Source organism: Photobacterium damselae subsp. damselae (assembly GCF_038086725.1).
In the GTDB taxonomy this organism is placed as follows: Bacteria; Pseudomonadota; Gammaproteobacteria; order Enterobacterales; family Vibrionaceae; genus Photobacterium; species Photobacterium damselae.
On the sequence record NZ_CP146970.1, the window covers coordinates 2979383 to 2991551 of the forward strand.

Genomic DNA, 12169 nt, shown 5'->3' on the forward strand with positions numbered 1-12169 from the left:
TCTTTTACATTTCAACCAAGCAATCTGTGTGGACACTACGCAAAGCGCAGTCTTTTTTGTAAGGAGGTGATCCAGCCCCAGGTTCCCCTAGGGCTACCTTGTTACGACTTCACCCCAGTCATGAACCACACCGTGGTAAACGCCCTCCCGAAGGTTAAGCTATCTACTTCTGGTGCAGCCCACTCCCATGGTGTGACGGGCGGTGTGTACAAGGCCCGGGAACGTATTCACCGTGGCATTCTGATCCACGATTACTAGCGATTCCGACTTCACGGAGTCGAGTTGCAGACTCCGATCCGGACTACGACATACTTTCTGGGATTCGCTCCACCTCGCGGTCTTGCTGCCCTCTGTATATGCCATTGTAGCACGTGTGTAGCCCTACTCGTAAGGGCCATGATGACTTGACGTCGTCCCCACCTTCCTCCGGTTTATCACCGGCAGTCTCCCTGGAGTTCCCACCCGAAGTGCTGGCAAACAAGGATAAGGGTTGCGCTCGTTGCGGGACTTAACCCAACATTTCACAACACGAGCTGACGACAGCCATGCAGCACCTGTCTCAGAGTTCCCGAAGGCACACTCGAATCTCTTCAAGCTTCTCTGGATGTCAAGAGTAGGTAAGGTTCTTCGCGTTGCATCGAATTAAACCACATGCTCCACCGCTTGTGCGGGCCCCCGTCAATTCATTTGAGTTTTAATCTTGCGACCGTACTCCCCAGGCGGTCTACTTAACGCGTTAGCTCCGAAAGCCACGGCTCAAGGCCACAACCTCCAAGTAGACATCGTTTACGGCGTGGACTACCAGGGTATCTAATCCTGTTTGCTCCCCACGCTTTCGCATCTGAGCGTCAGTCTTTGTCCAGGGGGCCGCCTTCGCCACTGGTATTCCTTCAGATCTCTACGCATTTCACCGCTACACCTGAAATTCTACCCCCTCTACAAGACTCTAGCCTGCCAGTTTCAAATGCAATTCCGAGGTTAAGCCCCGGGCTTTCACATCTGACTTAACAGGCCGCCTGCATGCGCTTTACGCCCAGTAATTCCGATTAACGCTCGCACCCTCCGTATTACCGCGGCTGCTGGCACGGAGTTAGCCGGTGCTTCTTCTGTAGGTAACGTCAAATAGTGCAGGTGTTAACTACACTACCTTCCTCCCTACTGAAAGTGCTTTACAACCCGAAGGCCTTCTTCACACACGCGGCATGGCTGCATCAGGGTTTCCCCCATTGTGCAATATTCCCCACTGCTGCCTCCCGTAGGAGTCTGGACCGTGTCTCAGTTCCAGTGTGGCTGATCATCCTCTCAGACCAGCTAGGGATCGTTGCCTTGGTGAGCCATTACCTCACCAACAAGCTAATCCCACCTGGGCTAATCCTGACGCGAGAGGCCCGAAGGTCCCCCTCTTTGCTCCGAAGAGATTATGCGGTATTAGCTATCGTTTCCAATAGTTATCCCCCACATCAGGGCATATTCCCAGGCATTACTCACCCGTCCGCCGCTCGCCGCCCTTAACGTTCCCCGAAGGTTCAGTTAAGTCGCTGCCGCTCGACTTGCATGTGTTAGGCCTGCCGCCAGCGTTCAATCTGAGCCATGATCAAACTCTTCAATTAAAGTTTTGTTGTATCTAACGATACGGCTCAATGAATACTGTTAATTCATCATAAATGATGAATGAATTGACTGTGCTGATACTTACGTATCACTTGGTCACTCAGTTTCATTGATTAAATCTTTTAGACTAAATCATTTCACGAGTGCCCACACAGATTGCATGGTCAAATTGTTAAAGAACAATACTGACTTTCGGTAACCGCTTGCGCCGTCGTCCGTGTCAGTGAGGTCGCATTATAGGGAGATTTTCTTTTCTGACAAGGGTAAATTTAAAAAAAAATCACAAGCGGATAAAAATAGAACAATTGATGTTGTTTTGCTTATTTTTCCATTAATACAATGAATATCGGCGTCTATTTTTCGACCTACATCACATTTATATCTTCTAAATTCCCATCGATTAAAACTGTAATTCTAACAAACCAGCCCATGCGACATGTTTTGGCATCATCTTTGCGAGTATTAATCCATATTGTCTAATAACGATAAAAGGAAGGATATATGAAAAAAAAGATAGCTTATGTGCTGCCATCCTTCCCAACCTTGTCTGAAACCTTTGTTGGTGTAGAAATGAGGGCAATGGAGAGACAAGGACATAGCATTCAGCCGTTTGCTTTTTCTAAAGCGCAAAAAGGACAGCAAGCAGATAGGGTTTTACAAAGGAAATGCATCTATCTTGATTCTTCTCCTTATGTTTCACTTATGCCATTGTGCTTTAGTTATAGAGCTCATCGTTTTTTAATTCGTCAACAAGGATTTAGTTATTTAGGTCTTTTAAGACAAGGGGGCCAACTAGCACAACGAGTTAAAATGACGCAATGCCAACATATTCATGCTCACTTTGCATGGCACAGTGCAGCCATTGCTATTACAGCAGCTAAGTTACTGAACATTTCAGTCTCTTTTGTTGGTCATGGTGCTGATATCTATGCTTCACCTCAAGATTTAGAGCATAAATTACAACACGTTGATTTTGCCTGTGCTGTTACTGCACAAATGGCAGATGAACTCAAAGCACAAACCCATAAGCCAATTCATCATATTGCTTGCGGTATTGAATACGAACTTTATCCTGCTTTGCTCGACACTTTCGCTCCTACCAAACAATTACTTTTCATCGGGCGGCTTGTTGAGAAAAAAGGACTGCATATTTTAATCGAGGCATTAGATGGGACAGGTATTACCCTCGACATTGTAGGGGATGGACCATTACTGCCTGACCTACAAAATGAAATCCACCAGCGCCAATTAACTTCTCAAGTCCGTTTTTTAGGTTCTCAAGACGCCTCGTGGTTTCGCCATCATGCTAAAGATTACTCGGCACTTGCCGCCCCATTTCTTATTGCACAAAATGGAGACCAAGATACTGGCCCTCTCGTTATCAAAGAAGCGATGGCTTTAGGGCTGCCCGTTATTACATCAGACTTATCAGGTTGCAATGAGATCCTAACTGATCTTACTGGTGTACAGGTTAAGATGGGAGAACCTCGCCTATTTAGGCAAGCCATACTTAATCATTTCAAGCGCTCCCGTAATGAGTTAGAACAGCAACGACAATCTGCGTACCAGCATGTTATGACTCATTTTAATGCGGGCACCCAAGCACACAAACTCTCTCAGTTCATCGAGGCGCTATGAGTTATGCATCAGCAATACTCATTTATTCCTTTGGCTTAATCATCAGTAAGCTTATCGGATTATTAATGCAGCCTTTTGTCACATCACAACTCGGTATTGAGAATTATGCTCGACTCGATATTTTAATTGTTACCTCATCCATAGCTTCAATCGTAGTAACCTTTGGGTTGATTGATGGGATCTGCCGCTTTGCTCATGATAAAAAGTATCACCAAGATGATTGCCTTTCTACTGCTATGGGATTGGTATTTTGGGGTGGGGGGATCTTTACCAGTATCGCACTCTTAAATGGTCATGTGATTCAACAATTACTCCCAGGGTCTCCCCCTTTATGGGCCCTCTATTTGACCTTTATTAATCTTTACTTAAATGCGTTAGCTGCCATACCATTAACTAAATTAAGAATGCAGCACCGCCCTATCAAATTTGCCATTGCACAAGCTGTATTTGCAATAACTCAAGCTATCGGCATTATTGTACTTATCCCTCGTTTTCAAGTAACAGGTATCTTTATTGCAGCAGTTGCTAGCCAACTATTACAACTCATCATCTTGTACCGCGACTTACCAAACTTAAAATTAATCTATTCTAGCATCTTTATACGCTATGGCAGCTCTATCATGCTATCTGGAGTATTAGGTTTTATTTGTTTAGGGGCTGAGCGCTGGGCAATAGCCTATTATCTTGGCTTAGAATTTTTAACGCCTTATGCCATTGCTATGCAGTGGGCAATTGCTGCATCTCTCTTACTAGAACCATTTTCTCTATGGTGGTTCCCTAAGCGGTTTAATTTATTAAAAAATGAAAAGCTATTAGCTGATATCACTATCTTAGGCTGCCAGATCTGTGTCTTAATTTGCGCGATAGTCACCATGCTTGGACCTCTCTTTTTGCGCTTCTGGTTATCGGCCAGCTTTTCGCAAAGTGCAAACCTTATTGGCCTGATTGCGATTATGGTCATGTTCAAAGGGATCAGTACGCTTCTTAATATTGGTTGTTATTATCAAGCTTCGGGCCAACGTATTGTCCAAATTAACTTAGTGGCGACAGGTCTATCTATTATCAATATTTTTATAATTTTGCCGGTATTTGGTCTACTTGGAATTATTTGGGGCAGTATTGTTATTCAAGCGATTAAAGTCTTCGCCTTTTATTACTGGAGCCAAAAAGAGCTTCCTTTACCTTATCCTTTATATCGGCTCTTTATTGCTCTGATGTTATTAGCCGGTATTTTTGCCTCATCAACACTAATCCTTATTCAAGCCCTGTTGCTAATACTGCTTATCGGTCTAATTATTACTCCATTTTTTTTTACAAGAACCTCTTATCGGAGTAATGCCGCATGACACGCGAACGCCAACTCATGATTGCAGTATTGTTGTCGCTGGCAATTACAGTTGGCTGGTATTTTGAACCGTTACCAGCAATCGCTCTATGCTTACTCCCATTACTACCTTGGCTTTTAACTAACGCTTTTTATCTTTGTGTTGGCTTTATCTTATTTTCTTACTTTCGAATACATGAAGCCTTTCCCGTATTAATACCTTTTAAGATTCCACAGCTATTGGCACTACTCAGCCTGCTAGGGCTAGGTTGGCAACTCTGGCTCCAAAGAGCTCAGTTGCACTATCATCCTCTGTTAGCTAAATTTCTAGCTTTTGTATTTTGGATTGTATTATGCAGCGTACTTGGAACCAATAGAGCCGAGTCCTTCACTACGCTCTCCGACAGCTTCAGCAAAATAATCATTATGGTTTTTGCCATTAGCTGGCTTCCACAATCTATCAAGCAATTAAACAAAATTCCTATCTTGCTAATTATTTCAGGCTTAGCCATTGCCACTATTGCTCTTGATAATAAATTCCACGGTATTGGCTTAGTCGAAGAGACCCGTGTCACCATAGGTCGAGATATTGGATCAATGCTGGGTGATCCTAATGATCTATCTCTGATCCTCTTGTTTCCTTTCTCATTTTGTTTAGCTCGATTCTTTTCCGCTCATCCCCTACATAAACTTATTTATTTAATCTCAGGAGGAGTGTTATTAGCCGGAATTATTGTGACAGAAAGTCGAGGAGGATTACTGGGAATTACCAGTGCAATTTTGACAATTGGCTATCTAAAAAGTCGCTCAAAAGTTTTACCCCTAGTACTTAGTGGCGGAGGGCTGTTATTACTAGCTTTAATTGCGGGTATTTCAGAACGAGTATCAGGAGGAGCTCACGAATCTGGAATTGATGAATCAGCAATGGGAAGGCTATTTGCATGGGAAGCCGCCTTTAAAATGGCTTTAGCTAATCCAATTACAGGTGTTGGTTTGACAAATTACTACAACAACTATTTTTTCTACTCTAATTATTGGGATGGCAAAAATCATGCAGTACATAGCTCATGGTTTGAAATTCTGGCTGAGAATGGATTTATTGGTCTTTTCCTTTTTGTTGCTCTTATTACCGCAACTTTAAAAGTGACGCACTATCTTCGACTTCATTATCAACAAACTCCTTACCAATCATTGGCAGAAGGACTTTGGATTGGGCTTATTTCGTTTTGTGTTAGTGGAACTTTTTTAACACAAGGCATGACTTGGCCTTTTTACATATTATTGGGACTTATTATGGCCTTAGATCGTTTAACGCCGAGCTCAAAATATCAGGAGAGCTAAATGGAATTTCTTGTTTTTGGTGAAGATTGGCAGAGACATCCCTCAAGCACTCAACATTTGTTTGCTTTATTTAACCAACAACACCCAGTGTATTGGATTAATTCCATTGGCCTGAGACAACCATCTCTATCATCGCAAGATATCTTTCGAGTTGTCGAAAAAATCAAAGCATTTAGCCCGTTCTCAGAAACGGATAAAAAAACATCTGCTCCACTAATAAAGACTATTGCCCCTTTAGTTTGGCCGCTCCCCCAAAACAAGCTTATAAAAAAAATCAACCAGCAATTGCTTAAACACCAGCTGCCTATCAAGCAAGAATTTCGTGTTATTTGGTGCAGCTTACCCAGTGCCGTAGATTATCTCGATATCTGCGATGGAGATATTGTGGTGTATTATTGCGGCGATGATTTTTCGGCGTTAGCTGGAGTCGACCATCACAAGGTCGAAATATTAGAGCAACAATTGGTCCACAGAGCAGATGTTATTTTTGCTGCCAGTCCATCATTACAGCAAAAATTCCCATCAGAAAAAACGCACCTTTTACCACATGGCGTCGACCTAGACCTTTTTAAGCCACCAGCATTGCCTACCGATACAGATCAAATAAAAACAGTTGGCTTTTACGGTAGCTTAAATACCTGGCTCGACTATGACCTCATCATTAAGCTTGCTCAGCAATGCCCTGAGATCACCTTTCATTTGGTTGGCAAAAAAGAGTGTCCCGCCAGCCATACTTTAATTCAGCAAAATATTCAGCTTCATCCTCCTTGTTCTCATTCCGAACTCATCACTCATCTGGCTCACTGGGATTGTGCCATCATGCCTTTTGTTAATAACCGACAAATTCAGCATTGCAATCCATTAAAACTACGGGAATATTTAGCTTCAGCCCGCCATATTATCTGCTCTGATTTCCCGGCGGCACAACAATACTCATCCCATATAACCATCGCCAGTACCTTACAACAGTGGCTTAAAGCATTAACCTCACCATCACCAATAACTGAACAAAAAATTACTATAAGACGAAAAATATTAAGTACTGAAAGTTGGCTAGCCCGACAACAGCAAGTCACCGAACAACTACAGCGTTTTTTAGTTTAATAACTTCTGCCTACCTACTTTTATGAGCAGTACTGTATTTGCGGACAAGGCATCGATATTGCACAAATAAAGAAAATGAAGCGATTTCGGAGTATTGTTATGAGAGTCATCTTATTAATCATTTGCTTAAGCCTGCTCAACGGATGCTTATCAACCAGTGCCAATCGAGACGCTGCGGTTCAACCGTTAGAGTTATTTTTTAGTCCAGAACAAACCACATTAACCGCCAAGCAACAACAAGCTCTTCAGCAATTTTTTACCACTTACTCCTATCACCAATTAGAGGTGTCGATAGGCCCTGCAGATTTATCTGACCGATTCCAAGCTCTATTGCAGGGACAAAAAAGAATTGCAGCTATCGAGCAATTATCTCAGCAAAAGCAAATTCCACTGCATTTTACTTTTGCGCCACAACAAACTGCCGATACGCTCATTATTAGGCAACGGTAATGCGCCAACTGATTCTAGCCAAGCTCTATGCCTTTTGCTGTGCATTATGGATGTACCGTTATATGGTGCTTGTTCCTATGATCACCTTGCCGATTCTATTACCCGTTGGCAGCTTATTTAAAACGAAGATGTATTACTCTCAAACCACTATCTTGGTTCAAGAAGCTGCAATGCTAAACCCTTTTCTTGGCGATCTTTCGATTTCAATGAATCTACAGCAACGAATGAAAGCGCTTACAATTTTACTTCACAGTCAATCGACTCTAGAACAAGTGGTTATTGATTTAGAATTAGCAACCAAAGAAGACCGAGGACAAGTGGCCGTTCGAGTTGGAGAACTCAAACAACATCTTAATTTATCGCTACTCAGTGATGAACTAGTCTCGATTGGATTAACGTGGAAATACCCATCTGAAGTTCCAGTTATCCTCAATGCTGTGTCCAATATATTCTTAGATAAACTACGCGCACCAGGGCGTGCCTCAATCGATAATTCTGAGCAGTTTTTACAGCAGCAATTAACCATTACTCAACAAGAATTAGAGCAAGCAGAAACGGAACTCGCCGCATTTAAAATGCAAAATGCAAATGATCTCCCGCATTTGCGAGGAATGAATGAACAAGCCAATATAGAACTCAATCGACAACTTCATGAAACAGAATTAAATCTAATGGCGGCCAAAAGTAGTCGAGATAACCTCTATCAACGGCTTGCGAGAACAAACCCATTAATTGGTATGCTAGAACAGGAAATCGTTGATTCAGAAAGCAGATTGGCGCTATTACGTGCCAGTTATACCGATAAGCATTCCAAGATACGCTCAGAACTACGTAAGCTCTCACGTCTACAGCAAAAAAGAGCACAGTTGCTTGAATTACAGCAATCATTAACCCCGGAGCAAATTAATCAATTATGGCAACGTATTGCTAATGAGACCCAGGCTCAAGCCTCTACAAGCCACCCCTTATTGCTGAGTCAGTTTGAAAAGTTGCAAGATGCGGATGAACAGATTGCTGCATTAACTAATGAACTCAATCTGTTACAACAAAAAGCGACCTACTTAAGTGAAAAAAGAAACGTATTTACTCGGTTAGAAAAACAGCTCACCGCATTAGAGCGCAACTATAAAGTCAAAGCTAATATCTATGACCAGTTATTAGAGCGATTCGAGATGGCAAAAGTCACCGGTCAACTCGGGCGTTTTGAAGATCCAGATAAATTAAAAGTCATTGATAAACCCTCAATACCGACTCAACCACTCAATTGGCCTTGGTGGCTTAATATGATGATCGGTTTCATTCTTGGCATCATTCTTGGGTTATCAACTACAGCCTTATTAATGTTACTCGATAGCCGCATCTATCAACGCGAGCAACTACAACGGATCTCAGATATTCCAACACTGACTGAAATCCCTAACTTTCATATCACGAGGTAATCTATGAATGGTGCTCAGATAGTACAACACCTTCAGCCTGGAGGTATCGAAAGGTTGGTATTGAATCTGCTGCGTTTTACTTCATCACACTTTAATCTCAAAGTAATCGCATTAGAAGGAAGCTATAAACAAGCTCTACAACATTGGCCTGAACTGCGTCAATTTCAAGATAAGCTTATCTTTCTCAATAAACCTACAGGCTTTAAGCCTCACATATTTTTCCAACTCAGACGTATTGTAAAACAGCACCAGATTCAGTTTATCCATAGTCATCACCTTGGCCCTCTTTTTTATAGTCGGCCAATCTCACGATTTATGGGGCTTCAACATGTCCATACTGAACACGATAGCTGGCACTTAGAAAATCCAAAAGCTCGAAAACAAACTCAGCTACTTGCCACAGGCAAACACTTTTCTCTCATTGCAGATGCTAATCATATAGCCAAAGACTTACATCGCTATTTAAACCGGGATGTTGATTCCGTTATTTTAAATGGCATTGATAGCAAAATATTTACGTTAGGCGATCCCGTCTCAGCCAGAGCACAATTGCAGTTACCATCAGACTGTTTTTTACTTGGTGCTGCGGGGCGTTTAGTTGCAGAAAAAGGGATGGGGCTATTATTACAAGCTCTAGCTCAGCTGCCTCTTCACTACCATGTCGCGATTGCAGGAATAGGCCCTCAACAAGTAATCCTAAAACAACAAGCAAAAGAGCTAGGTATTCAGCACCGTGTCCATTGGCTTAACCTTGTTGATGATATGCCGATTTTTTATCAAGCCATCGACCTATTTTGTCTACCATCTGTTAATGAAGGGCTGCCTCTTAGTCTCTTAGAAGCTCAATCGTGTGGCAAATGGGTGATAGCAACCGATGTTGGTGCAGTTAGAGAGGTCATTACCTCAGATTCAGGTCATATTATTGCCGACCATTCGGTGAAGAAATTAGTCAATGCCATACTCAATGCCCCACATCAACCTCCAGCGGCAATGATAAGAAAGCACATAATAAAAAATACAGATGTTCGCATCATGGTCGAACAATATGAAAAAATCTGGAGTTCAGCCCTATGATAACACTCACACTGCTACTCACTTTTCTTATTATCTACCATCATGTTATTTACAGCGTTGGCTTGCTCTGGTTTGCCAAACATCTACCGCATCCCACAGAGTCTGCACAGACTCATTTGACCCAACCAACCATTGCATTTGTACTGCCCATACATAATGAGGCTGATTATATCGAGCAGAAACTGGCAAATATTCTCATGCTCGATTATCCCGCCGATAAGTTATCACTTTATATTTTTAATGATGGCAGTGATGATGCAACACTTACCCAAATAACCCACTGGCAAACTAAGTTTAAAGAGCAAGGTATCGCATTACATTTGGAGCACGAAGAACATAATAGCGGTAAAGTGGTTCGTCTTAATAGCTTAATTTATCTAGCCCAACAAAGTGATTTCATCGCTTTTACGGATGCTTCAGCATTACTTTCCATCGATGGTTTGCAACAAGCGGTTATGCAATTTCAATCCCCCAGCATTGGCGCTCTAACTGGAAATTATCTACTACAAAACGGTGGCACAGGGGAAAAGCAATATTGGCAGTGGCAAAACCAATTACGTTATGCAGAATCTGAACTGGGTAGTGTTATGGGAGGAAATGGTGCCTTTTACATGGTGCGTTCACATCTAGTTGAAACCCTACCCGAAGATACCATTAATGATGATTTTATTTTACCTATGAATGTTCTCAAAGATGGATATAAAATTGTCTTCAATGCCCATATCAATACCGTAGAAATAGCACCCACTAGCCAAAGCCAAGACTATCATCGCCGCCAGCGTATTGGTGCCGGAAACCTGCAGCAATTGATCCGATGCCGCTTTATATTAAGGCAAAAAAACTATGGCGCACTATGGTTATTTCTCTCAGGTAAAGGGTTAAGAACTGTGATGCCCTTTATTTTAATTGCCTACTTTTTTATTACTTTAATGCTCACTCTTACTGGATCCATTCTGGGTTCAATTTTGTTTACAGGTCAGTGCCTTGGCTACAGCTTAGCACTGCTACCATCTTTAGGCTTTAAAAATAAATACCTAATCAAACTGCACTATTTTGTTGCTAGTTACTTTGCCTCTCTGATTGGAATGCTACGTTACAGCGTTGGACAATTTAAGCGAGGATGGCGACATATCCCCCCTATTGACTCCTATCAACCGCAAATAACATCCGGCTGCAAACGTCTCTGTGATATTGTATTGAGTCTACTTGGGCTTGGACTTACCCTGCCTTTTTGGCCTCTCATCGCGTTAGCCATAAAACTCAACTCAAAAGGGCCTGTTTTCTATCGTCAATTACGGGTAGGAAAGATTGAACAAGAGACAGTTGATCTGTTTGAGATCATTAAATTTCGGACCATGTACCATTCCGAGAAAAACCAAGCAGATCTGTCATGGGCAAAAAAAGCAGATCCTAGAGTGACCTCTGTGGGGCGTTTTTTAAGAGATACTCGGATTGATGAGATTCCACAGTTTATTAATGTACTAAGAGGTGATATGTCATTAATTGGTCCAAGACCTGAGCGGCCTGAACTTTGCGGCTCCTTGCAAAATGCATTGCCTTTTTATCTAGAGAGGACTGCCGGATTAAAACCAGGACTCACAGGACTGGCTCAAGTCAATCATGGTTACGACAATACCATTGAAGATGTAAAAGAAAAAATAGGCTGGGATCATGCCTATGCCGTCACTCTTGGCTCTCCCTGGCAGTGGCTCAAAATGGATACTTATATCTTGATTAAAACCATCAAAGTTATGTTAACCCGTAAAGGGCAATAATTGGCACATCCTTTGAATTAGTTTACTTATCCTTTACCACTCTGGGATAAATAAACTATGACAACACAAACTTCCACCATACATAGCTTAACCGATGATTTTGACGCTCAATCTGCTCGTCAGCTAGAAACGATGTTCAGTACGCTCAGTCTCTGTGACAGTCATGAGCTCATTTTGGACATGACTCAAGTGACCTTCATTGATTCGTGCGGTGTCGGTGCCATTGTTTTTCTTTATAAAAGATTAAAAGCACGACAGAGAAGCCTCAAACTGCTCAATGTTAATGGCCAAGTCAGGGAGCTGCTATTAATGCTTCGAATAGATAAAGTCATCCCTTTCATAACATCAGCAGACTTATCGTCATGAAGTCGGTCATAATAAAGTATCTCTTATCAACGGTATGGTGCAGTGTT

The 12169-nt window shown here is 42.1% G+C and carries 9 protein-coding genes and 1 rRNA gene; 9 read left to right on the plus strand and 1 reads right to left on the minus strand.

Annotated features, from left to right (window positions below; translation table 11 throughout):
• Positions 1-59 precede the first annotated feature (59 nt).
• A 16S ribosomal RNA gene (locus WAX86_RS13615) occupies positions 60-1610 on the minus strand.
• 502 nt (positions 1611-2112) lie between these two features.
• Between WAX86_RS13615 and WAX86_RS13620 the strand changes: the two genes are divergently transcribed.
• The 9 genes from WAX86_RS13620 to WAX86_RS13660 all read left to right on the plus strand — a co-directional run bounded on the left by WAX86_RS13620 (position 2113) and on the right by WAX86_RS13660 (position 12122).
• Complete coding sequence (locus tag WAX86_RS13620) at positions 2113-3249, plus strand: glycosyltransferase family 4 protein (RefSeq protein WP_239974414.1); 1137 nt, start codon at positions 2113-2115, stop codon at positions 3247-3249.
• On the plus strand, positions 3246-4595 hold the full coding sequence (locus WAX86_RS13625) for a polysaccharide biosynthesis family protein (RefSeq protein ID WP_341488913.1): 1350 nt from the start codon (positions 3246-3248) through the stop codon (positions 4593-4595). The genes WAX86_RS13620 and WAX86_RS13625 overlap by 4 nt, the downstream gene beginning before the upstream one ends.
• A complete protein-coding gene (locus WAX86_RS13630) occupies positions 4592-5914 on the plus strand; it encodes an O-antigen ligase family protein (RefSeq protein ID WP_341488914.1) in 1323 nt (440 codons plus the stop codon). Before WAX86_RS13625 ends, WAX86_RS13630 begins: the two co-directional genes overlap by 4 nt.
• Positions 5915-7018 carry a glycosyltransferase family 1 protein gene (locus WAX86_RS13635; protein ID WP_341488915.1) on the plus strand — a complete coding sequence of 368 codons (1104 nt, stop codon included), beginning with the start codon at positions 5915-5917 and terminating at the stop codon, positions 7016-7018.
• Positions 7019-7117: 99 nt separating this feature from the next.
• Positions 7118-7468, plus strand: coding sequence for a hypothetical protein (locus tag WAX86_RS13640; protein WP_065171802.1), 351 nt, complete (start codon positions 7118-7120; stop codon positions 7466-7468).
• The gene (locus WAX86_RS13645; protein ID WP_341488916.1) at positions 7468-8907 is read left to right on the plus strand and encodes a sugar transporter; all 1440 of its coding nucleotides are present in this window, start codon (positions 7468-7470) and stop codon (positions 8905-8907) included. The genes WAX86_RS13640 and WAX86_RS13645 overlap by 1 nt, the downstream gene beginning before the upstream one ends.
• A gap of 3 nt (positions 8908-8910) precedes the next feature.
• Entirely contained in the window at positions 8911-9981 is a 1071-nt protein-coding gene (locus tag WAX86_RS13650) for a glycosyltransferase (protein WP_065171800.1), read from the plus strand.
• The gene (locus WAX86_RS13655; protein ID WP_341488917.1) at positions 9978-11756 is read left to right on the plus strand and encodes a sugar transferase; all 1779 of its coding nucleotides are present in this window, start codon (positions 9978-9980) and stop codon (positions 11754-11756) included. Before WAX86_RS13650 ends, WAX86_RS13655 begins: the two co-directional genes overlap by 4 nt.
• Before the next feature lie 57 nt (positions 11757-11813).
• Positions 11814-12122: an STAS domain-containing protein gene (locus WAX86_RS13660; RefSeq protein ID WP_044174190.1), complete on the plus strand. Its 309-nt coding sequence runs from the start codon at positions 11814-11816 to the stop codon at positions 12120-12122.
• Positions 12123-12169 lie beyond the last annotated feature (47 nt).